The sequence below is a fragment of the Cellulomonas soli genome (assembly GCF_052036975.1).
GTDB lineage: Bacteria > Actinomycetota > Actinomycetes > Actinomycetales > Cellulomonadaceae > Cellulomonas > Cellulomonas soli_A.
Genome location: NZ_JBQIAR010000015.1, coordinates 33690 through 55320 on the forward strand (window position 1 = coordinate 33690; position 21631 = coordinate 55320).

At 72.4% G+C, this 21631-nt stretch carries 25 protein-coding genes; 5 read left to right on the forward strand and 20 right to left on the reverse strand.

What is annotated here, in order from left to right:
- Nucleotides 1-9: 9 nt before the first annotated feature.
- A complete protein-coding gene (locus ACTHAM_RS14605) occupies nt 10-996 on the forward strand; it encodes an LLM class F420-dependent oxidoreductase (protein WP_440688734.1) in 987 nt (328 codons plus the stop codon).
- Between the two features lie 54 nt (nt 997-1050).
- Here the strand turns inward: ACTHAM_RS14605 and ACTHAM_RS14610 are convergent, their stop codons facing one another.
- On the reverse strand, nt 1051-1404 hold the full coding sequence (locus ACTHAM_RS14610; protein WP_440688736.1) for a holo-ACP synthase: 354 nt from the start codon (nt 1402-1404) through the stop codon (nt 1051-1053).
- Between the two features lie 37 nt (nt 1405-1441).
- A complete protein-coding gene (glmS, locus tag ACTHAM_RS14615; protein WP_440688738.1) occupies nt 1442-3298 on the reverse strand; it encodes a glutamine--fructose-6-phosphate transaminase (isomerizing) in 1857 nt (618 codons plus the stop codon).
- Nucleotides 3299-3373: 75 nt separating this feature from the next.
- Here glmS and coaA point away from each other — a divergent pair, with 75 nt between their 5' ends.
- Nucleotides 3374-4324, forward strand: coding sequence for a type I pantothenate kinase (gene coaA, locus ACTHAM_RS14620; RefSeq protein ID WP_440688740.1), 951 nt, complete (start codon nt 3374-3376; stop codon nt 4322-4324).
- A 3-nt stretch (nt 4325-4327) separates the two neighbouring features.
- Here coaA and ACTHAM_RS14625 read toward each other — a convergent pair whose 3' ends face one another.
- From ACTHAM_RS14625 to ACTHAM_RS14655, 7 genes are all read right to left on the reverse strand, one after another.
- On the reverse strand, nt 4328-4993 hold the full coding sequence (locus ACTHAM_RS14625) for a hypothetical protein (protein WP_440688742.1): 666 nt from the start codon (nt 4991-4993) through the stop codon (nt 4328-4330).
- Nucleotides 4994-5179: 186 nt separating this feature from the next.
- On the reverse strand, nt 5180-5908 hold the full coding sequence (locus ACTHAM_RS14630; RefSeq protein ID WP_440688744.1) for a DedA family protein: 729 nt from the start codon (nt 5906-5908) through the stop codon (nt 5180-5182).
- 212 nt (nt 5909-6120) lie between these two features.
- On the reverse strand, nt 6121-6783 hold the full coding sequence (locus ACTHAM_RS14635) for a peptide deformylase (protein WP_440688745.1): 663 nt from the start codon (nt 6781-6783) through the stop codon (nt 6121-6123).
- Nucleotides 6780-8129, reverse strand: coding sequence for a phosphoglucosamine mutase (gene glmM / locus ACTHAM_RS14640; protein ID WP_440688747.1), 1350 nt, complete (start codon nt 8127-8129; stop codon nt 6780-6782). Before glmM ends, ACTHAM_RS14635 begins: the two co-directional genes overlap by 4 nt.
- Nucleotides 8130-8244: 115 nt before the next feature.
- Nucleotides 8245-8733, reverse strand: coding sequence for a 30S ribosomal protein S9 (gene rpsI / locus ACTHAM_RS14645; RefSeq protein WP_440688749.1), 489 nt, complete (start codon nt 8731-8733; stop codon nt 8245-8247).
- 41 nt (nt 8734-8774) lie between these two features.
- On the reverse strand, nt 8775-9224 hold the full coding sequence (gene rplM / locus ACTHAM_RS14650; RefSeq protein WP_440688751.1) for a 50S ribosomal protein L13: 450 nt from the start codon (nt 9222-9224) through the stop codon (nt 8775-8777).
- Between the two features lie 268 nt (nt 9225-9492).
- The gene (locus ACTHAM_RS14655) at nt 9493-10386 is read right to left on the reverse strand and encodes a LysR family transcriptional regulator ArgP (RefSeq protein WP_440688753.1); all 894 of its coding nucleotides are present in this window, start codon (nt 10384-10386) and stop codon (nt 9493-9495) included.
- Between the two features lie 72 nt (nt 10387-10458).
- On the opposite strand from ACTHAM_RS14655, the gene ACTHAM_RS14660 reads away from it, so the two are divergent.
- Complete coding sequence (locus tag ACTHAM_RS14660) at nt 10459-11085, forward strand: LysE/ArgO family amino acid transporter (RefSeq protein WP_440688756.1); 627 nt, start codon at nt 10459-10461, stop codon at nt 11083-11085.
- A gap of 21 nt (nt 11086-11106) precedes the next feature.
- Here ACTHAM_RS14660 and ACTHAM_RS14665 read toward each other — a convergent pair whose 3' ends face one another.
- Entirely contained in the window at nt 11107-12795 is a 1689-nt protein-coding gene (locus ACTHAM_RS14665; RefSeq protein ID WP_440688758.1) for an ABC-F family ATP-binding cassette domain-containing protein, read from the reverse strand.
- A gap of 153 nt (nt 12796-12948) precedes the next feature.
- On the opposite strand from ACTHAM_RS14665, the gene ACTHAM_RS14670 reads away from it, so the two are divergent.
- On the forward strand, nt 12949-13398 hold the full coding sequence (locus ACTHAM_RS14670) for a DUF5709 domain-containing protein (RefSeq protein WP_440688760.1): 450 nt from the start codon (nt 12949-12951) through the stop codon (nt 13396-13398).
- Nucleotides 13399-13402: 4 nt separating this feature from the next.
- Here the strand turns inward: ACTHAM_RS14670 and truA are convergent, their stop codons facing one another.
- Complete coding sequence (gene truA, locus ACTHAM_RS14675; protein ID WP_440688762.1) at nt 13403-14332, reverse strand: tRNA pseudouridine(38-40) synthase TruA; 930 nt, start codon at nt 14330-14332, stop codon at nt 13403-13405.
- Nucleotides 14333-14370: 38 nt separating this feature from the next.
- Between truA and ACTHAM_RS14680 the strand changes: the two genes are divergently transcribed.
- Nucleotides 14371-15141, forward strand: coding sequence for an ROK family protein (locus ACTHAM_RS14680; RefSeq protein ID WP_440688764.1), 771 nt, complete (start codon nt 14371-14373; stop codon nt 15139-15141).
- Between the two features lie 42 nt (nt 15142-15183).
- Here the strand turns inward: ACTHAM_RS14680 and ACTHAM_RS14685 are convergent, their stop codons facing one another.
- The 9 genes from ACTHAM_RS14685 to map form a co-directional block, all read right to left on the reverse strand.
- On the reverse strand, nt 15184-15918 hold the full coding sequence (locus ACTHAM_RS14685) for an alpha/beta fold hydrolase (protein WP_440688766.1): 735 nt from the start codon (nt 15916-15918) through the stop codon (nt 15184-15186).
- A gap of 133 nt (nt 15919-16051) precedes the next feature.
- Nucleotides 16052-16564 carry a 50S ribosomal protein L17 gene (gene rplQ, locus ACTHAM_RS14690; protein ID WP_440688768.1) on the reverse strand — a complete coding sequence of 171 codons (513 nt, stop codon included), beginning with the start codon at nt 16562-16564 and terminating at the stop codon, nt 16052-16054.
- An 80-nt stretch (nt 16565-16644) separates the two neighbouring features.
- A complete protein-coding gene (locus tag ACTHAM_RS14695) occupies nt 16645-17655 on the reverse strand; it encodes a DNA-directed RNA polymerase subunit alpha (RefSeq protein WP_440688770.1) in 1011 nt (336 codons plus the stop codon).
- A gap of 140 nt (nt 17656-17795) precedes the next feature.
- Nucleotides 17796-18197, reverse strand: a complete 402-nt coding sequence (gene rpsK / locus ACTHAM_RS14700; protein WP_146951446.1) for a 30S ribosomal protein S11 — start codon at nt 18195-18197, stop codon at nt 17796-17798.
- Nucleotides 18198-18278: 81 nt separating this feature from the next.
- The gene (gene rpsM, locus ACTHAM_RS14705; RefSeq protein WP_440688773.1) at nt 18279-18659 is read right to left on the reverse strand and encodes a 30S ribosomal protein S13; all 381 of its coding nucleotides are present in this window, start codon (nt 18657-18659) and stop codon (nt 18279-18281) included.
- 210 nt (nt 18660-18869) lie between these two features.
- Entirely contained in the window at nt 18870-18983 is a 114-nt protein-coding gene (gene rpmJ / locus ACTHAM_RS14710; RefSeq protein WP_013117849.1) for a 50S ribosomal protein L36, read from the reverse strand.
- Nucleotides 18984-19047: 64 nt separating this feature from the next.
- On the reverse strand, nt 19048-19269 hold the full coding sequence (gene infA, locus ACTHAM_RS14715; protein ID WP_013770189.1) for a translation initiation factor IF-1: 222 nt from the start codon (nt 19267-19269) through the stop codon (nt 19048-19050).
- A gap of 297 nt (nt 19270-19566) precedes the next feature.
- The gene (locus ACTHAM_RS14720) at nt 19567-20433 is read right to left on the reverse strand and encodes a hypothetical protein (protein WP_440688776.1); all 867 of its coding nucleotides are present in this window, start codon (nt 20431-20433) and stop codon (nt 19567-19569) included.
- A 326-nt stretch (nt 20434-20759) separates the two neighbouring features.
- A complete protein-coding gene (gene map, locus ACTHAM_RS14725) occupies nt 20760-21614 on the reverse strand; it encodes a type I methionyl aminopeptidase (protein ID WP_440688778.1) in 855 nt (284 codons plus the stop codon).
- Nucleotides 21615-21631 lie beyond the last annotated feature (17 nt).

Sequence of the window (21631 nt, forward strand, 5' to 3'; positions counted from 1 at the left end):
CGTGCCTGCATGCGCTTCGGACTCTTCATCCCCCAGGGGTGGCGGCAGGACCTCACCGGCATCGACCCGCGCGAGCACTGGTCCGTCATGAGCGGTCTGGCCGCGCACGCGGACACCGGCGACGCGTTCGACTCGATCTGGGTGTACGACCACGTGCACGCCGTCCCGGAGCCCAACGGCGAGGCCACGCACGAGGCGTGGAGCCTCATCAACGCCTACGCGGCGACCACCACCCGCGTGAAGCTCGGCCAGATGTGCACGTGCATGGCCTACCGGAACCCCGCGTACCTGGCCAAGGTCGCGGCGACCGCCGACATCATCTCGGGCGGTCGGGTCCAGATGGGCATCGGCGCCGGCTGGTACGAGCACGAGTGGCGCGCCTACGGCTACGGGTTCCCGCGGGCCGGTGAGCGCATCGCCATGCTCGACGAGGGCGTGCAGATCTTCGAGCAGCTGTGGTCGCAGGGTGTCGCGACGTTCCACGGCGAGCACTACCAGGTGGACGGAGCCCAGCTGTCCCCGCTCCCCCTGCAGCTCGGCGGCCCGCCGCTGTGGATCGCCGGCGGCGGCGAGAAGAAGACGTTGCGCATCGCCGCCCAGCACGCGCAGTACACCAACTTCGACGGCACCCCCGAGGGGTTCGCGCACAAGTCGCAGGTGCTCCGCGACCACTGCGAGCAGCTGGGGCGTCCCTTCGAGCAGATCACCCGGTCGGCCAACTACAACGTGGTCATCGGCGAGAACCAGGCCGAGGTCGACGAGCGCCTGGCCTGGATCGAGGACCACTACCGACGCACCGTGCCCACGCGAGCCGCCGACGTCGCCGAGGAGTTCCGCCGGGGGCCGTTGGTCGGCACGCCCGAGCAGGTCGTCGAGACGTTGCGCGCGTTGGAGGGGCTCGGCATGACGTACGCCATCACGTACTTCGCCGAGGCTGCCTACGACCGGACCGGCATCGAGCTGTTCGAGCGCGAGGTCGTGCCTGCGCTGACGTGACCCCACCGCGACCGACACCGGTCGACCTGCCCCGCGCGGGGAGGCTGACCGGTGTCAGTCGCGCTCGGCCACCACGACCGCCGAGGCGATGCCCGCGTCGTGCGAGATCGACAGGTGGAACCGGGCCACGCCGAGCGCGTCGGCAGCCGCCAGCACCGTGCCGGTCACCTCGACGACCGGCTGAGCGCCCACGACGCGCCGCACGGTCGCGTCCTGCCAGCTCATGCCGCCCGGGGCGCCGAGCGCCTTGGCGATGGCCTCCTTCGCGGCGAACCGGGCCGCCAGCGAGGAGTCCGGCATCTGACGCTCGGCGGGGGTGAACAGGCGCTCGCGCAGCCCGGGCGCGCGCTCGAGCGTGGCGACGAACCGGGCGACGTCCACGACATCGATCCCGACGCCGACGATCACCGCTCGCCCGTGCGTACCGCGCGCACCGCCCAGCCGTTCACTCGACCGTGACGGACTTGGCCAGGTTGCGCGGCTGGTCGACGTCCAGGCCCTTGGCCGAGGCCAGCTCGCACGCGAAGATCTGCAGCGGCACGACCGCCAGCAGCGGCGCCAGCAGGGTCGGTGCCTGCGGCACGTAGAACACCTCGTCGGCGAACGGGCGCACGGCCTCGTCGCCGTCCTCGGCGATCACCAGGGTGCGGGCCCCGCGTGCACGGATCTCCTGGATGTTCGAGATGACCTTCGAGTGCAGCGAGTGCCGCCCCCGCGGCGAGGGCACGATGACGAACACCGGCTGACCGGGCTCGATGAGCGCGATCGGACCGTGCTTGAGCTCACCGGCGGCGAAGCCCTCGGCGTGGATGTACGCGAGCTCCTTGAGCTTGAGCGCACCTTCCATGGCCACCGGGAACCCGACGTGCCGCCCCAGGAACAGCACCGACTGCGTGTCGACCATCCACCGGGCGATCTCGCGCACCCGCCCGGCACGGTCCAGCACCTGCTGGATCTTGTCCGGCATGGCGCGCAGCTCGGCCAGGATCGCCCCGACCTCGTCGGCGAACATGTTGCCGCGCAGCTGAGCGAGGTAGAGGCCCAGCAGGTACGCGGCCGTGATCTGCGAGAGGAACGCCTTGGTGGAGGCCACCGCGATCTCCGGGCCCGCGTGCGTGTAGAGCACCGCGTCGGACTCCCGGGGGATCGTCGAGCCGTGCGTGTTGACGATCGCCAGCACCTTCGCACCCTGCTCGCGCGCGTGCCGCACGGCCATGAGCGTGTCCATGGTCTCGCCGGACTGCGAGACGGCCACGACCAGGGTGCGCTCGTCGACGACGGGGTCGCGGTACCGGAACTCGTGAGCCAGCTCGACCTCGACCGGGATCCGGCACCAGTGCTCGATCGCGTACTTCGCCACGTGACCGGCGTACGCGGCCGTGCCGCAGGCGATCACGACGATCTTGTCGACGGTGCGCAGGATCGACTCGTCGATGTGGATCTCGTCGAGGACGAGCCGGCCGCTGACGTCCGTGCGACCCAGCAGGGTGTCGGCCACCGCGTGCGGCTGGTCGTGGATCTCCTTGTCCATGAAGGAACGGAAGCCACCCTTCTCCGCCGCGGCGGCGTCCCAGTCGACCGTGTACCGGTGCGCCTCGACGGGCGCCCCGTCGAAGTCCGTCACCGTGACCGACGTGGGGGTGATGGTCACGACCTGGTCCTGACCCAGCTCGAGCGCCTCACGCGTGTGCGCGATGAACGCCGCGACGTCCGACCCGAGGAAGTTCTCCCCCTCGCCCAGGCCGACGACGAGGGGCGAGTCGTGCCGGGCGCCCACGACGACGTCCGGTGCGTCCGCGTGCACCGCGAGCAGCGTGAACGTGCCCTCGAGCCGCCGCGCCACCTGCGTGAGCGCGACCGTGAGGTCCCCCGTCGCGTCGTAGGCGCGCGACACCAGCTGCGCGGCCACCTCCGTGTCGGTCTCCGAGAGGAACTGCACGCCGTCGGCCACCAGCTCGGCCTTGAGCGTCGCGAAGTTCTCCACGATGCCGTTGTGGATCAGCGCCAGCTTGCCCGCCACGTGCGGGTGGGCGTTGACGTCCGTCGGGCCGCCGTGCGTCGCCCACCTCGTGTGACCGATCGCCGCGGTCCCGTCCGGCAGCGGTGCGGCGTCGAGCAGGTCGACCAGGTTGACGAGCTTGCCGGCCTTCTTGGCCGTCGCCAGAGCCCTGCCCGGCTCGACCACGGCGACGCCCGCGGAGTCGTACCCGCGGTACTCGAGGCGACGCAGCCCACCCAGCACCACGTCGAGGGGACGTGCACTGGGCACCTGGCTACCGACGTATCCGACGATCCCACACATGCCGCGGAGTCTATCCGGGGCCGCCCGGGGGCGGGGGCGCACCCGGGACGGCTTCGCGTCCGGCACAATCGGGGCGTGCCATCGTCGCTCACCCCGGCCACCCCCTACGTCGACCTGGACCGCGACGCGTGGACCCGCCTGTCCGCCTCGACGCCGCTGCCGCTCACCAACGCCGACGTCGAACGTCTCGCCGGCATCGGCGACCCGATCGATCTGGCGGAGGTCGACGCCATCTACCGCCCCATCTCCCGGTTGCTCGACCTGTACATCGAGGCCACCCGAGGCCTGCACGCGGCCTCCAGCACGTTCCTGCGCGAGGACGTCGGCGGCACCCCGTTCGTCATCGGCGTCGCCGGCTCCGTCGCGGTCGGCAAGTCGACCACCGCCCGCCTGCTGCGCGAGCTGCTGGCCCGGTGGCCCGCCACGCCCCGCGTCGAGCTGGTGACCACCGACGGGTTCCTGTACCCGAACGCCGAGCTCGAGCGCCGCGGACTGATGGACCGCAAGGGGTTCCCCGAGTCGTACGACCGACGCGAACTCGTGCGCTTCGTCTCGAAGGTCAAGGCCGGGCGCCCCGAGGTGCGGGTGCCGGTCTACGACCACCTCACCTACGACATCGTGCCGGGCGCCGAGCACGTCATCCGCCGGCCCGACGTGCTGATCATCGAAGGCCTGAACGTGCTGCAACCCGCACGCCCCACCTCGGACCGCACCTCCAACCTGGCCGTCAGCGACTTCTTCGACTTCTCGATCTACGTCGACGCACGCACCTCCGACGTCCGCCAGTGGTACGTGGACCGGTTCCTGAGCCTGCGCCGCACGGCGTTCTCCCGACCGGAGTCCTACTTCCACCGGTACGCGGCACTCACCGACGAGCAGGCCGTGGACAAGGCGGAGAGCATCTGGGACTCGATCAACGCCCCGAACCTCGAGCAGAACATCCTGCCGACGCGCAGCCGCGCGACGCTCGTGCTCACCAAGGGGTTCGACCACTCGGTGCAGCGGGTCCGGCTGCGCAAGCTGTGAGGCTCAGCCGCTGAGGCCCGCACCCTGACGCAACGTCGCCGGGTACGTGTCGGAGGCGATCTCCTCCAACGCGCCCAGCGCGTCGCCGACGCCCGACTGCGGTGCCCCGCACCGGTCAGTGGGCCACAGGGGCCGCACCGCCCGGCCCATCGCGTCGACCAGCCACAGCACGGGCGGCACGGGCGACTCCTGCGCACACACCGTGCCACCCCCGTCCGAGCGGGCGGAGGACGGCACGGACAGCGCCGCGACGAGCGCATCCAGGTCGCCCTCCAGGCGGGTGGCCGTCACCGCGCTCCACACCCCCTCGCTGTCGCGCAGGGTGCCGTCGAGCTCGCAGACCAGCACGCTGACCGGGACGAAACCCTCGGGCACCCGTCCCGCCTGCGGGGCATCCGCGTGCGGGGAACGGCTCGCCAGGACGTCCTGCGGCAGGCCGAGGGCGGCGAGCACCTGGGGTGCCAGGCAGTCACCCGAGGCTGCGACCGGAGCCACCGGCACCGCGTCGGCCTCCGCCCGCGGCGACGCGCACGCGCCCAGCAGCCCGAGGGCGAGCGCACTGGCGACGGCGGCGGCCGCCAGCCACGCCCGACGCCTCTCGACCGGGCGGACCCCGCTCCCCGTCCCTCCTGTGGTGGTGCGGCACGGGAGACGTGCGGACGTCGCCATACCCACCCCCGGTCTCGCCCGCGCACGCGGACCGGCGTCAGCGCGACACGTGGCGCTCGTCGTCACCCGTCACCCGCGCGCACGCGAACCCCAGGGGGCGCGAGGGCGGGAGGACCGACCACGGCGTCGACCCGGGATCGAGCCTAAGCACCCGAACGGGTGACAACCCCGGGTGAGACCGGATCGTTAGCGAGCCGAGGCGGATCGTGAGCGACCTGTGACCGGAGCAGCCGACGAGGCAGCCTGCACCGCCGCAGGCGCATCGCCCGGTCGTCGGCCCTGGTGCGCGGGCTCCGTCGCGGTGTGCGGCTCGATCGCCGGACTCATCGGCATCCACCGCCTCAGCATCCAGTCCACGAGGAGACCGATCAGCACACCGCCGACGACACCCGCGGCCACCGCGACCACCGGGTGGTCGTGCAGCCAGAGACCGGCACCCACACCGATCGCCGTGCTGTAACCGGCCCAGGTGACCGCCGCCAGCGCGGTGAGGAAGACGAACCGACGCCGACGGAAGCCGAGGGCACCCGCGGTCATGTTGACCGCCACACGGCCCACCGGGATGTACCGGGCCGCGATGATGAACGACGCGCCCCGGCGGGCCAACGCCCGTTCCGCCCAGTCGATCGTGCGTTGCGCGGCCGGTCGCCGCAGGAACCTGACCCGACGCACGTCGACCTTGGTGCCGATCTGGTACGCGATCTGGTCACCGGTGAACGCGCCGGCCGCCGCCGCGAGCATCAGCGGCAGCAGCGGCGGGTCGCCGCCCGACATGGCCAGCGCGGCGAACGCGATGATGACCGACTCGCTGGGGATCGGCGGGAAGAAGCCGTCGATCGTCGCGAACAGGTACACCACGAGGAACACCCATGGTGAGCCTGCCAGGGCCAACGCCCATGCCTCGATCAACGTCACTCAGCTCCTGCGGTCGTCAACGGTCGTCGGTGTCGTCGGCTGCACCGGCAGCACGGCTGGCTGGCCGACCACGATCGTCAGTGGTGCGCCCCCTCGGTCCCTCAACGGTAGGCCGAGCCCCCGCGTTCCGACATCGGGGACTCCCCCCACTCGACCCTGGGGGTGCCACCCCGGGGACCAGGGTGGTCATCGGGACGGGCGAGGCCCGACGCTCAGTCGAGCGAGAAGCCCAGGACCTGGGCCGCAGTCGTGGGGCTCGGCTCGAGGAGCCACCGGGCGCCCTGCGGGTCCGAGGCCGCCAACGAGCGCAGGAGCGCCCGATCGAGGTACAGCGTCCCGCCGAGGTGGTCCGTCTCGTGCTGCACGATCCGCGCCGGCCACCCGGTCAGCACTTCGTCGAAGGCCGCACCGTGCTCGTCGTGACCCTTCAGGCGCACCTGGCGGGCGCGCGGAACCACGGCCTGGTAGCCGATCACGCTGAGGCAGCCCTCGTAGAACGACGCACGCTGCTCCCCGACCACCTCGTAGCGCGGGTTCACCAGCACGCGGAACGGCACCGGGCCGCGCTCCCGCACTCGGGACGCCTCACTGTCCGGCGAGCCCGGGTCCTCCACGACCGCGAGCGCGAGCGGCAACCCCAGCTGGGGTGCGGCCAGCCCCACACCGGGTGCAGCCCGCATGGTGCGGTGCATGACGTCCAGCAGCCGACTGAGCTCGTCGGACGAGAGCTGCCCGTCGACGGGCGTCGCGACGGCACGCAAGGCAGGGTGGCCCACCTGGACGATCGGCGCGACCCCGTGCTCGTCGACGCGGTCCAGCACCCGCAGCACCAGGTCACGCAGCGCCAGCGCGTGCTGCTCCCCGGGCAGACTCACAGCGACAGCCGGGTCCGCACCACGTCGGCCAGGGAGTGCGCCACGCGGTCGGCGTCGTCCTGGGTGGCGGCCTCCACCATGACGCGCACGAGCGCCTCGGTGCCCGAGGGGCGCAGCAGCACACGGCCGGTCTCCCCGAGCCCGTTCTCGGCCTCCCGGACGGCCTCGGCCAACGGGCCGTCGGAGGCCGCGCGAGCCTTGTCCACACCGGGCACGTTGACGAGCGTCTGCGGCAGGCGCCGCACGATGCCCGCCAGGGCGTCGAGCGGTCGCCCGGTCGAGGCGACACGGGCCGCGAGCTGCAGTGCGGTGAGCACCCCGTCACCGGTGGTGGCGTGCTCGGCGAGGATGATGTGGCCGGACTGCTCGCCGCCCAGGCCGAACCCACCGGCACGCATCGCCTCGAGCACGTACCGGTCGCCCACGGCCGTCTCGACCGTGCGCACCCCCGCGTCGCGCATGGCCAGCCGGAGGCCGAGGTTGCTCATCACGGTGGTGACGAGCGTGTCGTGGGCCAGCGCACCGGCCTCGTGCAGGGCCACCGCGAGCACGCCCATGATCTGGTCGCCGTCCACCAGGATCCCGTGCCGGTCGACGGCCAGGCAGCGGTCCGCGTCGCCGTCGAACGCGACGCCGAGGTCGGCACCGGAGGCGACCACGACGGCCTGCAGCTGCTCGGGGTGCGTGGAACCGCACTGCTCGTTGATGTTGCGTCCGTCGGGCGAGGCGTTGATGACCACGACGTCGGCGCCGGCGGCGCGCAGGGCGGCCGGGCCGACCTCGCTCGCCGCACCGTTCGCGCAGTCCACGGCGATCCGCAGCCCGGCCAACGGCACGTCGATCGTGCCGACCAGGTGCTGCACGTACTGGTCACCGGCGGTGCCGGTGTCGACGCGGATACGCCCCACGTCGGCACCCAGGGGGCGTTCCCAGCCCTCACCGATGCGCGCCTCGATGGCCTTCTCGAGCTCGTCGTCGAGCTTGTTGCCGCCGCGGGCGAGGAACTTGATGCCGTTGTCCGGCATGGGGTTGTGCGACGCGGAGAGCACGACGCCGATGTCGACACCGAGCGCCGCGGTCAGGTAGGCCACGGCCGGCGTCGGCAGCACACCGACGTTGACCACGTCGACACCGGCCGAGGCGAGCCCGGCGCTGACGGCGGCCGACAGGAACTCCCCCGAGGCACGCGAATCCCGTCCTACGACCGCCCGTGGGCGGTGCCCGGCGAACTCGCCCTGCGATCCCAGGACATGCGCCGCGGCGACGGACAGGTCGAGCGCGAGCTCGGCCGTCACGTCGCGGTTGGCCAGTCCCCGGACCCCGTCGGTCCCGAACAGTCGAGTCATGCTGTGCTTCCTTCCGCCGTGCGTGATCCCCCCGAGCATGCTGGTCACCTGCTGGGACGCCGATGGCCCCGCGGGTCTGTCGACCCACGGGGCCATCGGGCCACCACGCCAGGGATCAGCGCTTGGAGTACTGCGGAGCCTTGCGGGCCTTCTTGAGACCGGCCTTCTTGCGCTCGACCACACGCGCGTCACGCGTGAGGAAGCCGGCCTTCTTCAGGGCCGGACGGTTGTGCTCGGCGTCGATCGCGTTGAGCGCACGGGCGATGCCCAGGCGCAGCGCACCGGCCTGGCCGGAGACGCCGCCACCGGTGATGCGGGCGACGACGTCGAAGCGACCCTCGACGTCGACCAGCTTCAGCGGGGAGTTGACCAGCTGCTGGTGCACCTTGTTCGGGAAGTAGTCCTCGAGGGTGCGGCCGTTGATCTTCCACTGGCCGGTGCCGGGCACCAGGCGCACGCGGGCGACGGCTTCCTTGCGACGGCCGAGGGCCTGCCCCGGCGCCGTGATGCTCTGACCGCGGCCCGTGGGGGCAGCCGTCTCGGAGGTGTAGCTCGTGGGCGTGTCGTCGCCCTCGAGGTCGATGTCGACCGTGGTCTCGGCCACTGGTGTCCTCGCGTCCTGTGTCGTCTCGTCTCTCAGCCGGCTCACGCCTGCTGGGAGACCTGGGTGATCTCGAAGGGCTTGGGCTGCTGAGCGGCGTGCGGGTGCTCGGCACCCGCGTAGACCTTCAGCTTGCCGATCTGCTGACGGGCGAGGGACGTCTTGGGGAGCATCCCGCGGACAGCCTTCTCGATCGCGCGCTCGGGGTGCTTGTCGAGCAGGTCCGAGTACGCCGTCGCGCGCAGACCGCCCGGGTAGCCCGAGTGTCGGTACGCGAGCTTGGTCTCGCGCTTGTTGCCGGTCAGAGCGACCTTCTCCGCGTTGATGACGATGACGAAGTCACCGCCGTCGACGTGCGGGGCGAAGGTGGCCTTGTGCTTGCCGCGCAGCAGCGTGGCCACGTGAGTGGCCAGGCGGCCCAGGACGACATCGGTCGCGTCGATGACGTACCAGTTCCGCTCGACGTCGCCGGGCTTCGGGGTGTACGTACGCACGGGTCGTAGCCTTCGTTTCGTGTTGCGTCGTGTTCGTCCGGCCGCACGGGCGACCGTCCGAGGATGGCTGTCGAGGCATCCCATCCGGCGAGTGGGCTCGCACCGGACCGCCATCGGTGCAGCTGGTGAGAAGCCAACCGCGCTCGACAGGGGACGCACAACGACACACCACAGTAGCGGCAGCCGCCCGAGGGGGCAAAACGCGGGCATGGGCCACCCGCCAGGAGGCGCGATCAGGACGCCGGGACGACCACCGCCGGGCGGCCGTTCACGAGGCCGCCGGACGCAGACCGGCCTGCGCCGCCTGCACGACCCGGCCGGTCAGCGCGTCGAGCGTCGCGGTGCGCAGCGACCAGTGCTGCCAGTGCAGCGGCACGTCGAGGAACCGGCCCGGGGCGATCTCCACCAGGCCCCCCTCGGCGAGCGCGGGCACGGCGGCGCGCTCGGGCACCATCCCCCAGCCCAGCCCCGCGCGGACCAGGTCGACGAACGCCTGCTGCTCGGGCACGTGGTGCTCGGGCGGCTGCAGGCCCGGCCCGGCCAGCTGCTCGACGAACCGGGCCTGCAGCGCGTCCTGCCGGTTGAACGCGACCACGGGTGCCACGGCCAGCGCCGCGGCGCCCGCGCCGTCCGGCAGGTGCGTGCGCACGAACGCCGGCGAGGCCACCGCCAGGTACCGCATGGCCCCCAGAGGCCGGCTCCGACACCCCTGGACGGGCTGCGCGTCGGCGGTGACCGCAGCCATGACGGTGCCGTCGCGCAGCAGGCGGGCCGAGTGGTCCTGGTCCTCGCGGTGCAGCTCGACCAGGACCCCGGCGGGCAGGCCGACGAGCGCCGAGGGGAACCAGGTGGACAACGAGTCGGCGTTGACCGCGACCGCGAGCCGCGTCGGGCCCCCCAGGGCCCGCAGCGCCCCGAGCGCATCGGCGGCCAGCAGGTCCACCTGACCTGCCAGCCGGACGAGCTCCTCCCCCGCCGCGGTCGCCCGGCACGGCCGGCTGCGCTGCACGAGGACGTGCCCGGCCTGCTGCTCGAGCGCCTTGATGCGTTGGCTGACCGCCGAGGGCGTCACGTGCAGACGGCGCGCCGCGGCCTCGAAGCTGCCCTCGGACACCACGGCCGCGAGCGCCTCGAGCTGGGCAAGGTCGAACGGAGCTGACACATCAGTGATGCTAATGGTCGTGCAGGAACATGAACTGGACTGACGAATCGGCGCCGACCTAGCGTGACGCACGTGACCGACCCGTCCACCGCAGCCCTCGCCCCCGCCGCGCTCGCCGGCCTGCTCAGCGGGCTCTCCCTGATCGTGGCCATCGGCGCCCAGAACGCGTTCGTGCTGCGCCAGGGCATCCGCCGCGAGCACGTCGCGCCCGTCGTCCTGGTGTGCGCGGGCGCCGACGCGCTCCTGGTGACCGCGGGCGTCGCCGGGCTCGGACGACTGATCGCCGACCACCCGGGTGTCCTGGCTGCGGCCCGGTGGGGCGGGGCAGCCTTCCTGCTCGGCTACGCCGCGCTCGCCGCGCTGCGCGCCCGTCGCCCCGCCACCCTGCACCCCGCCGACGCCGGTCCGGCCGGTCTGCGCCCGGTGCTCCTCGCGGCCCTGGGCTTCACGTTCCTCAACCCGCACGTGTACCTCGACACCGTCGTGCTGCTCGGCTCCCTGGCCCAGCAGCACGGGCCCGGTGCCGGTGCCGCCGCGTTCGGCGCCGGTGCGGTCGCCGCGAGCATCACGTGGTTCACCGCGCTCGGCTTCGGGGCCACCCGGCTCGCCGGGGTGTTCGCGCGCCCCCGCGCCTGGCAGGTGCTCGACCTGGTGGTCGCCCTGGTGATGATCACCCTGGCCGCCTCGCTCGTGCTCTGACCGGGCCCGGACGCCCCGGGCTCAGCGCGCGCGGTCCACCCGGGCCACGTCCCACACCGGTTCGGGGGTCTCGACGACCTCGCCGTCCGCCCCGAACACCAGGAACCGGTCGAACGTGCGGGTGAACCACCGGTCGTGCGTGACCGCCAGCACCGTGCCCTCGAACGCCGCCAACCCCTCCTCGAGGGCCTCGGCCGAGTGCAGGTCGAGGTTGTCGGTCGGCTCGTCGAGCAGCAGCAGCGTCGCCCCGCCCAGCTCCAGCAGCAGGATCTGGAACCTGGCCTGCTGACCGCCCGACAAGGTCTCGAACCGCTGCTCCGCAGCCCCGACCAGGTCGTAGCGGTCCAACGCCTTCGACGCCTGCTCGCGCCCCATCCCCGAGCGGTGCTCGTCCCCGCGGTGCAGCACCTCCAGCAGAGTCCGTCCCGTCAGGTCCCGCTGCCCGGCACCCGCGCTCTGCGCGAACCAGCCCGGACGCACCCGGGAGCCGAGCACCACCGCGCCCGTGTGCGGCACGGGTGCCACGGCGACGTCGCTCGCCGGCAGGTGCTCCGGCCCTGGATCCGAACCACCCGCCGCCAGCAACCGCAAGAAGTGCGACTTGCCCGACCCGTTCGAGCCGAGCACCGCGACCCGCTCGCCGAACCAGACCTCCAGGTCGAACGGCCTCATCAGCCCCGTCAGCTCGAGCCCCGAGGCGACCACCGCACGTTTGGCCGTCCGCCCCCCACGCAGCCGCACCCGCACCTGCTGCTCGCGCGTGCGGACCGTGGGCGGCCCCGCCTCCTCGAACTTGCGCAGCCGGGTCTGCGCCGCCTGGTACCGCGAGGCCAGACCGTCGTTGAACGCCGCCCTCGTCTTCAGGTTCAGCACCAGCTCCTTGAGCTTGGCGTGCTCCTCCTCCCACCGGCGCAGCAGCTCCTCGAGCCGGTCGAGCCGGTCCTGGCGCGCCTGCGCGTACGTGCCGAAGCCGCCGCCGTGCACCCACACCCGTGCACCCAGCACGCTCGGCTCCAGCGTGGCCACCGCCGTGGCGACCCGGGCCAGCAGCTCGCGGTCGTGGCTGACGAACAGCACCGTCTTCGGTGAGGCCACCAGGCGCTCCTCCAGCCAGCGCTTGGTCGGCACGTCCAGTGCGTTGTCCGGCTCGTCGAGCAGCAGCACCTCGTCAGGACCGGACAGCAGCGCCTCCAGCACCAGCCGCTTCTGCTCACCGCCCGACATCGTGCGCACCTCGCGGTCCTGCACCCGCTCGAACGGGATCGACAGCACCGCCTGGGTGATCCGGTCCCAGCCCGCCTCCGCCTCGTACCCCCCGACGTCCGCCCAGTCGACCAGGGCGTGCGCGTACCGCATCTGCGCGGCCTCGTCATCGACCTCCATGATCCCCAGCTCGGCCGCCGCCAGCTCCCGGGCCGCGTCGCGCACCACCGGGGCGGCCAACGACGCCAGCAGGTCACGCACCGACCGGTCGTCGTCGATCCGCCCGACGTCCTGCCGCATGATGCCCAGCCCGCCGGAACGCACCACCGACCCCGCATGAGGTTGCTCGTCGCCGGCCACGATGCGCAGCAGCGTCGACTTGCCCGTGCCGTTCGGGCCCACCAGGGCCACGCGCGACCCCTCGGCGACCCGGAACGTGACGTCGTCCAGCAGCGGACGCCCGTCGGAGAGCGCGTAGGCGATGCCGCCGATGTCGAGATGACCCATCGGACCAGTCTGCCTGGCGCGCGGGGGCCCGGACGACGCGCGCGGTCCCGGTGCGGCGACCCGCAGCGGACACCGGGGCCGCCCCGGGGCGGCCGCGGCGCGCGGTCCCGGGCAACGCTGGCGCCGGAGGTCGGCCGGTGCGAGGGTCAGAGCATGAGCGAGCAGAGCGAGGGCTACCAGGGCCTGACGCCGGACGTGGGCGGCGAGGGCGACACCGACCAGATCCCGCGGGAGGACAGCCTGCTCGAGCGCGGGGTCGACGACCTGCTCGACGAGGGCTACACCCTCCCCGAGCGTCCACGGCCCACGCACTACGGCGAGACGCCGTGGGAAGAGGCGCACCGCGAGACGATCGACCAACGGGTCCTGCAGGAGGAGCCCGAGGTCTGGGAGGCGCGCCCGCACATCAGCGGCGAGCGCGAGGAGGGCCGGGCAGGGCGACTCGTCCAGGACGACGCCGCCGTCCGCGCCGGAGCCACCGACACGTTCGCCCGCGACGCCGGGGTCTCCGGCGGTGGCGCCAGCGCCGAGGAGGCCGCCGTGCACCTCGTCGAGGAGGAGTACGTCGACGAGACGCACTACGTCGAGGACGACGAGACCTGAGCAGTCACCCCTCGACCGGCACGTCCAGCGGGTGCACGTCGTCCGCGGCCCGTCGCGCCCGCGTCTGCTCGGCCCGTGCCGCCAGCTCCGCGTCCGGCGGGTAGGTCACCTGCTCGAGCGTCAGCCCGTGCGCCGCCACGACCGCCCCCGCCGGGTCGCGACGCCCACCCGCCAGCACCTGCGCCGGCCAGCCCACCCCCCGACGCCCCTCGCCCACGGCCAGGCTCGCGCCCACCAGCGCCCGCACCATCGAGTGGCAGAACGCGTCGGCCTGCACGTGCGCCACCACCAGCCCCGCGTCCGCGCCGTCCGTCGGGCGCGTCCACGTCAGCTCCTCGAGCGTGCGGATCGTGGTCGCCCCCTCACGCTGCTTGCAGAACGAGGCGAAGTCGTGCCGACCGAGCAGCGCACGGGCCGCGGCGTCCATCGACCACACGTCCAGCGGATGCCGGTGCCACAGCACGTGCGAACGCGTCAACGGGTCCCGTCGGCCCGGGTCGTCGCAGACGCGGTACGTGTACCGACGCCGCAGCGCGGAGAACCGGGCGTCGAAGCCCGCAGGCGCCGGCGAGACGCGGTGCACGACGACATCGGCGGGCAGAACGCCCGCCAGCCGCGTCAGCAGCGCGTCCGTCGGCTCCCTGTCCGACCGCCCGGGGGTGGCCGCGAGCGCCTCGGCCACCACGTCCACGTGGGCCACCTGCCCCCGCGCGTGCACCCCCGCATCGGTGCGGCCCGCGACCGTCACCCGTGGCAGGGCCTCGCCCCGGTGCGCCGAACGCAGCACCGTCGCCAGCGCGTCCTCCAGCACACCCTGCACCGACCGCAGTGCCGGCTGACGTGCCCACCCGGCGAACGCCGTGCCGTCGTAGGCCAGGTCGAGACGCAACCGGACGGTTCCGGGCGGGGAGGTCAGGGCGGGGTCGTCACTCACGGGCGACCACGCTAGCCGCCCGGGACTACCGTGGCGGCGTGCCGACGCCCACACCGGACCCGTTCACGCTCTCCGTCGACTGCGGCGGCGGCGGCATCAAGGCGTCCGTGCTCGACGCGGCCGGCACCCTGCACGCCCCGGCGGTGCGGGTGCCCACGCCGTACCCCTTGCCGCCCTCGCGCCTCGTCGACACCATCGCGGCGATCGCCCAGGACCTTCCACCGGCCGGACGCGTCACCGTCGGCATGCCCGGCATGATCCGCCACGGGGTCGTCGTGGCCACGCCGCACTACGTCACCCGCTCCGGGCCCCGCAGCGCCGTCGACCCCGCGCTGCTCGCCGCCTGGTCCGGGTGCGACGTCCGCGCCGCGATCGAAGCCCGCCTGGGTCTGCCGACCCTCGTGCTCAACGACGCCGAGGTGCACGGCGCGGGGGTCGTCTCGGGTACCGGTGTCGAGCTCGTGCTCACGTTCGGCACCGGGCTGGGCTCGGCGCTGTTCGACGGGGGACGCCTGGCCCCGCACCTCGAGTGGTCGCACCACCCGGTGCGGTGGGGCGTCACCTACGACGCCTACATCGGTCAGCCCGAACGCGCCCGGCTGGGCGACGGCCTGTGGTCGCGGAGGGTGCGTCGCGTCGTCGACGGCCTGCGCCCCGTCGTGCACTGGGACCGGCTCTACCTGGGTGGCGGCAACGCCCGGCAGATCACCCCGCAGGTCCTCGGCCGGCTCGGCGACGACGTGGTCGTCGTGCCCAACCAGGCCGGCATCGTCGGCGGGGCCCGGGCCTGGGCGCTCGACGCCACCTGAACCCGGTCCGATCGGCGCAGGAGACATCACCGGAGACGGCGATCAGGACACGGTCGCAGACTCCCGTGCTCCGGCGTCGACCAGGTCCGCCGCCTCCAGCACGACCCGGGTGAACCGTTCCGGGGCGACCAGGCTCACCAGGTGCGTCGCCCCCGGCACGACGACCAGCCGACCGTCCTGGCACGCACGCAGGAACCGACGCTCGTGCGTCCGGAAGTGGTCGTACCTGCCGTTGACCAGCCAGACCGGCACCTGCACGCGCGCGAGGTCGCCCAACGGGTCGGCACCCCGCGCCTCCCGCAGCACGTCGACCACGACGTCCAGTGCATAGCCGCCCGCCGCCACGTCCACCGCTCCCGCCGGTGGCAGCATCCGGTGCGCCAGCCGTTCGTTCAACGCCGCGCCCGAGTCCGGCAGCCGGCAGATCCCCTTCGCCGCCACGGACCAGCCCTGCAGCACCGGGGTCCACGGCACGGTCGAGCAGGCCGCGGCGACCAGCCCGGCGACCTGCGCCGGATGGCGCGCGGCGTGCGCGATGCCCGTGTAGCCGCCGAGCGAGAGACCGACGACGAGCGCCCGACCGCCGACCTCGTCGATGCCGCGACGGACGGCGTCCACCGCGGCCTCCTGCGTGAAGAGCTCGCCCCGGCGCGCGCCGTGTCCCGGCAGGTCGATCGCCAGCGCGGTGCGTCCGGCACGGTCGAGCGCCTCGACCTGAGAGCGCCACATCGTCCGGGACGAGCGCAGCCCGTGCACGAGCACGACAGGGATGCCCATGGATCGACCGTAGGCGCACCGCCGACGACGGACCAGCCGGGGCCAGAGCCCAGGCACCGACACCGCCGGCACGCCGAAGGCCCGGCGCCCCTCACGGGGTCACCGGGCCTTCGAGCGTGCTGCGAGCGAGGGATCAGGCCTTGTCGGCGTCGCCCTCGGTGGAGTCCTCGACGACCTCGTCAGCAGGCGCCACCGTCTCCTCGACGACGGGCTCGGCGACGGGGGCGGCCTTGGCAGCCTTCGCGGTGGCCTTCGTGGCCTCCTTGACGACGGCCTGCTTGGGCGAGACGGGCTCGAGGACGAGCTCGATGACGGCCATCGGCGCGTTGTCACCCTTGCGGGCACCGATCTTGGTGATGCGCGTGTAGCCACCCTGACGCTCGGCCATGGCCGGGGCGATCTCGGTGAACAGCACGTGCACGACACCCTTGTCCCTGACGGTGGTCATGACGCGACGACGGGCGTGCAGGTCACCGCGCTTGGCGAACGTGATGAGGCGCTCGGCGAGCGGGCGAAGGCGCTTGGCCTTGGCCTCGGTCGTCGTGATCCGCTTGTGCTCGAACAGCGCCGTCGCGAGGTTCGCGAGGATCAGCCGCTCGTGCGCCGGTCCGCCACCGAGCCGGGGACCCTTGGTGGGCGTAGGCATGATTCGTACTCCTTGAGTTCCAGTGATGGGCGCCGCGCGGGCCCCGGTCGGTCAGACCTGGGTCAGCGCGTTCCCCGGCGTCAGTACTGCTCGTCCTCGGTGAAGTCACCCTCGTCGTCGCTGTAGTACGCGGCGGCGGTCGGGTCGAAGTCGAGCGGGCTGTCCTTGAGCGTCAGGCCGAGCTCGGCGAGCTTCTCCTTGACCTCGGTGATCGACTTCTGGCCGAAGTTCCGGATGTCCAGCAGGTCCGCCTCGGACCGCGCCACGAGCTCACCCACGGAGTGGATGCCCTCGCGCTTGAGGCAGTTGTAGGACCGGATCGTCAGCTGCAGGTCCTCGATCGGCAGCGCGAGGTCGGCGGCGAGAGCGGCGTCCGTCGGGGACGGGCCGATCTCGATGCCCTCGGCCTCGACGTTGAGCTCGCGGGCAAGCCCGAAGAGCTCGACCAGGGTCTTGCCGGCCGACGCGAGAGCGTCACGCGGGCTGATCGCGGCCTTGGTCTCGACGTCGACGATGAGCTTGTCGAAGTCGGTGCGCTGCTCGACACGCGTGGCCTCGACCTTGTAGGTCACCTTGAGGACCGGCGAGTAGATCGAGTCGACCGGGATCCGGCCGATCTCGGTGTCGAAGGACTTGTTCTGGCTCGCGGACACGTAGCCGCGGCCGCGCTCGACGGTCAGCTCGATCTCGAGCTTGCCCTTGTCGTTGAGCGTCGCCAGGTGCAGGTCCGGGTTGTGCACCTCGACACCGGCCGGCGGGACGATGTCGGCGGCCGAGACCTCGCCCGCACCCTGCTTGCGCAGGTACATCACGACGGGCTCGTCGTTCTCCGAGGAGACGACGAGGTTCTTGATGTTGAGGATGATCTCGGTGACGTCCTCCTTGACACCGGGCACGGTGGAGAACTCGTGCAGCACGCCGTCGATCCGGATGGACGTGACGGCGGCACCGGGGATGGAGGACAGCAGCGTCCGGCGAAGCGAGTTGCCGAGCGTGTAGCCGAAGCCGGGCTCGAGCGGCTCGATGGAGAACCGCGAACGGTTCTCCGAGATGACCTCTTCGGTCAGGGTGGGGCGCTGTGCGATCAGCACGGTGTGTTTCCTCTCAGCGGGCGTCCGCCATATGACGCTCCGCAGGTACTACGTTCCGGCCCGGTCTCGGTCCACCTGGTCGGCGAGCGGGTGCAGGACCGGTGCAGGTTCGACCCCGCACCGGTCCTGGACGACTGTCGTCAGACGCGGCGACGCTTCGGCGGACGGCAGCCGTTGTGCGCCTGGGGCGTCACGTCCTGGATCGAGCCGACCTCGAGGCCGGTCGCCTGGAGCGAACGGATGGCCGTCTCGCGACCCGAGCCCGGGCCCTTGACGAAGACGTCGACCTTCTTCATGCCGTGCTCCTGCGCACGACGCGCGGCGGCCTCGGCGGCGAGCTGCGCGGCGAACGGGGTCGACTTGCGCGAGCCCTTGAAGCCGACCTGGCCGGAGGAGGCCGACGCGATCACGGCGCCCGACGGGTCGGTGATGGAGATGATCGTGTTGTTGAACGTGCTCTTGATGTGCGCCTGGCCGTGGGAGACGTTCTTCTTCTCCTTGCGGCGCGGCTTGCGCACGGCGGTGCGGGACTTGGGAGGCATCTGCTTCTTCTCTCGTGGTCTACGGGGCGAGGCGTCCGGGACGGCGTCGCGCTCAGGCGCGCGGCGTCACCGGGCGGGGGGCTACTTGCGCCCGGCCTTCTTCTTGCCGGCGACGGTGCGCTTGGGGCCCTTGCGGGTACGCGCGTTGGTCTTGGTGCGCTGACCGCGCACCGGGAGGCCGCGGCGGTGGCGCAGGCCCTCGTAGCAGCCGATCTCGACCTTGCGGCGGATGTCCGCGGCGACCTCGCGACGAAGGTCACCCTCGAGCTTGTAGTTGGCCTCGAGGTAGTCACGCAGCGCGACGAGCTCGGCGTCGCCGAGGTCCTTCACGCGGACGTCCGGGCTGATGCCGGTGGCGGCCAGGGTCGCCTGGGCGCGCGTGCGACCGACCCCGTAGATGTAGGTGAGCGCGATCTCGAGCCGCTTCTCGCGGGGGAGGTCGACGCCGATGAGACGTGCCATGTGCCTGGTGGCTCCTGTACTGCGTCGGAGGTCTTCCGCACCGCCTTCCCGCGTGTTCTCGCGGGCCCCGGCCTCCGACCGGGGGTTCGCCGTCCGGGCGAGGCCTGGGCCTCGGAGGGACGGAGTGGTGGTGCGCTTGCTGCTCCCTGCCTCGCAGGAGAGCGGGTGGTGCTGATCGACCCGTGCACCCACGTGCACGGCGTCAGGGCATCAGCCCTGGCGCTGCTTGTGGCGCAGGTTCTCGCAGATCACCTGGACGCGACCGTGCCGGCGGATCACCTTGCACTTGTCGCAGATCTTCTTGACGCTGGGCTTGACCTTCATCGCGTGTTCCTCCGCCGCCGCACTCTCCGGGAGACCGGAATCCGACGGCGTGTTCGAGTGGTGATTACTTGTAGCGGTAGACGATCCGACCGCGGGACAGGTCGTACGGGCTCAGCTCGACGACGACGCGGTCCTCCGGGAGGATCCGGATGTAGTGCTGCCGCATCTTGCCCGAGATGTGGGCGAGCACCTTGTGGCCGTTGGTGAGCTCCACGCGAAACATCGCGTTCGGCAGTGCCTCGACCACGCTGCCCTCGATCTCGATGACACCGTCCTTCTTCGCCATGTCCTCCGCTAACTGTCGGTCCGGGACGATCTGCCCACGGCGCATCCCGACCCGCAGGCCGTGATGTCCGTGGAGGACATGCACCCTCACCGACCCGACGTGCCGCAGCACCTCTCGACGAGGCCTTGGGACAACGGGGGAACGACCGAGGGAACACACCCAACGGACGATCATACGCTACGGCCCGCGGGCACGGAACCAGGGGCCCCCTCACGCACGACGGCGCCCCGGAGAGTGCTCTCCAGGGCGCCGTCGTGTCCGGGCACGGTCAGCGTTGTGCCGTCCGGCGGGTCAGGGTCAGCGAGCTGCCCCGCGGCGCCGCAGGACGAGCAGGACCCCACCTCCTGCGAGGAGCAGGACCGCCGCGATCGCGCCCGCCACGGGCGCAGCACCGGTCGATGCGAGCTGCGCGCCGGCCACCGTGCCAGACGGCCCTGCCGCGAGCACCTCGGTCACGACCTCGGGCGCCTTGGTCTCTACCGAGCTCGGTGCGGGAAGCACCACCGTCACCACGCCCGCCGTCGGCGAGCTCGAGGGGGCCGGGGTGACGACCGGCGTCGCACTCGGAGACACCTCCGGTGCCGGCTGCACCACGGTGACCGGCGTCGTGGGAGTCGGCGTCGGACCCTCGGTCGGAACCGTCACGGGCGGCGCTGTCGGAGCCGGGACCGGGGCTGTCTGGGTGGGCACCGGGGTCGGCGACTGGGCACCGCACTCGGGGACCTCGACCATATCGTCCAAGTTCCAGTGGGCCGCCTCGTAGATGTTCCCGCCGGCCTTCACCCAGCCGATCCAGGACTTCGGATAGCTCGGGGCCGGGTTGTCGGTGAACACCTCGACGCCGCCGATGATCTTGTCCTGCTGCACGCCCCACTCACCGGGCCCGCACACCTCAAGCCCCGCCGCCTCGACAGCCGCCTGCGCCTCCTCGACGGTCACACTGCCGTACTCGTCGCCGACCCAGGCGCGCACGAGGTACTGCTGGGTCGAGTTCTCCCAGTTGGCGTGCTGCGAGGGGTCCTGCTTGAGGTACACGTACAGGCCGACCGCCAGGTCCTCGGCACCCCGCGCCGCCGCCTGCGGATGCGAGAAGCCACCGTGGCCGCCGCCCTGCGGCCCTCCCCGGTCCGTGGCCGATGCGCCGGTCGACAGACCAGCAACCATCACCACTCCGGAGGCGAGAGCCACCGCGGCGAGCACGCCGTGGCGCGCGAGAGAGCTTCCGTGACGAGCACTACGCAGCATGGTCCACCCATCGATGCGGGCAGACGCGAGCCGTCAGGCGCCTGCCGAGGGACGCGGACCCGCGGCCTCCCGCGCGTCACCGCACAGGGCCCCGCTCCCCCGGCCCGCAGCGGGTTCGTTCCCGCTGAAGTGGCACCATATCGGACATTTCGGGCGCTCATGGTCGAAACAGGCTCGTTGACCTGCAGAGATTCTCTCGTCACCCGTTCGGACGCAGCGAGCGCGGAAGGCAGGCCGGCGGGACGTCAGTCGAGCGGTGCGACCGTCACCCCGAGTGCGGCGAGCCGTGCGGCCCCGCCGTCCTGTGCCGTGAGCACCCAGATGCCGTGCTCCCCGATCGCGACCGTGTGCTCCCAGTGCGATGCGCGGGACCCGTCGTTCGTCACGACGGTCCAGTCGTCCTCGAGCACCTGGGTCAGGCGCGAGCCGCGCACGAGCATCGGCTCGACCGCGACGCACAACCCCGGGCGCAGGCGCGCACCACGGTCACGCGTGCGGTAGTTCGGGACGTCGGGCGGCAGGTGCATGGCACTGCCGATGCCGTGGCCGACGTACTCCTCCACGATGCCGTAGCGGTGCCCGTCGTTGAGCCCTTCGGCGAGGGCGCCGTCGACCACGTCCTCGACGGCCTCCCCGACATCACCGATGCGCTCCCCCGTGGCCAGCGCCGCGATCCCGGCCCACAGGGCGTCCTCGGTCACGCGGGCCAGGGCCAGGTCGTGCGGGTCGGCGCCACCCGGGGCGTCGAGCACCACGGTGATGGCCGAGTCCCCGTGCCAGCCGTCCACGATCGCACCGCAGTCGATCGACACGACGTCCCCGGGCGCGAGCACCCGCGGTCCGGGGATGCCGTGCACGATCTCGTCGTTCACCGAGACGCACAGCGTCGCCGGGTATCCGTGGTACCCGAGGAACGAGGGCGTGGCACCGGCACCCTCGATGACCGCGGCCGCGACGGCGTCCAGGTCGGCCGTCGTCCGTCCGGGCGCGACCTGCTCCCGCACCGCATCGAGCGCCTGCGCCACGACCAGACCCGCCACGCGCATGCGCAGCACCTGCTCCGGGGTCTTGTACTCGATCCGCTCGCGTCCGAATCTCATGCGATGACCACCGCCGG

What these genes read in the sequence shown, in the direction of transcription:
- rplQ (WP_440688768.1), bottom strand. Translation starts at nt 16,564, where the DNA reads ATGCCTACGCCCACCAAGGGTCCCCGGCTCGGTGGCGGACCGGCGCAC.
- rpsK (WP_146951446.1), bottom strand. Translation starts at nt 18,197, where the DNA reads ATGCCTCCCAAGTCCCGCACCGCCGTGCGCAAGCCGCGCCGCAAGGAG.
- ACTHAM_RS14670 (WP_440688760.1), top strand. Translation starts at nt 12,949, where the DNA reads ATGAGCGAGCAGAGCGAGGGCTACCAGGGCCTGACGCCGGACGTGGGC.
- ACTHAM_RS14685 (WP_440688766.1), bottom strand. Translation starts at nt 15,918, where the DNA reads ATGGGCATCCCTGTCGTGCTCGTGCACGGGCTGCGCTCGTCCCGGACG.
- ACTHAM_RS14625 (WP_440688742.1), bottom strand. Translation starts at nt 4,993, where the DNA reads ATGGCGACGTCCGCACGTCTCCCGTGCCGCACCACCACAGGAGGGACG.
- glmM (WP_440688747.1), bottom strand. Translation starts at nt 8,129, where the DNA reads ATGACTCGACTGTTCGGGACCGACGGGGTCCGGGGACTGGCCAACCGC.
- ACTHAM_RS14665 (WP_440688758.1), bottom strand. Translation starts at nt 12,795, where the DNA reads ATGGGTCATCTCGACATCGGCGGCATCGCCTACGCGCTCTCCGACGGG.
- map (WP_440688778.1), bottom strand. Translation starts at nt 21,614, where the DNA reads ATGAGATTCGGACGCGAGCGGATCGAGTACAAGACCCCGGAGCAGGTG.
- rpmJ (WP_013117849.1), bottom strand. Translation starts at nt 18,983, where the DNA reads ATGAAGGTCAAGCCCAGCGTCAAGAAGATCTGCGACAAGTGCAAGGTG.
- ACTHAM_RS14605 (WP_440688734.1), top strand. Translation starts at nt 10, where the DNA reads ATGCGCTTCGGACTCTTCATCCCCCAGGGGTGGCGGCAGGACCTCACC.
- glmS (WP_440688738.1), bottom strand. Translation starts at nt 3,298, where the DNA reads ATGTGTGGGATCGTCGGATACGTCGGTAGCCAGGTGCCCAGTGCACGT.
- ACTHAM_RS14720 (WP_440688776.1), bottom strand. Translation starts at nt 20,433, where the DNA reads ATGGTTGCTGGTCTGTCGACCGGCGCATCGGCCACGGACCGGGGAGGG.
- rpsM (WP_440688773.1), bottom strand. Translation starts at nt 18,659, where the DNA reads ATGGCACGTCTCATCGGCGTCGACCTCCCCCGCGAGAAGCGGCTCGAG.
- infA (WP_013770189.1), bottom strand. Translation starts at nt 19,269, where the DNA reads ATGGCGAAGAAGGACGGTGTCATCGAGATCGAGGGCAGCGTGGTCGAG.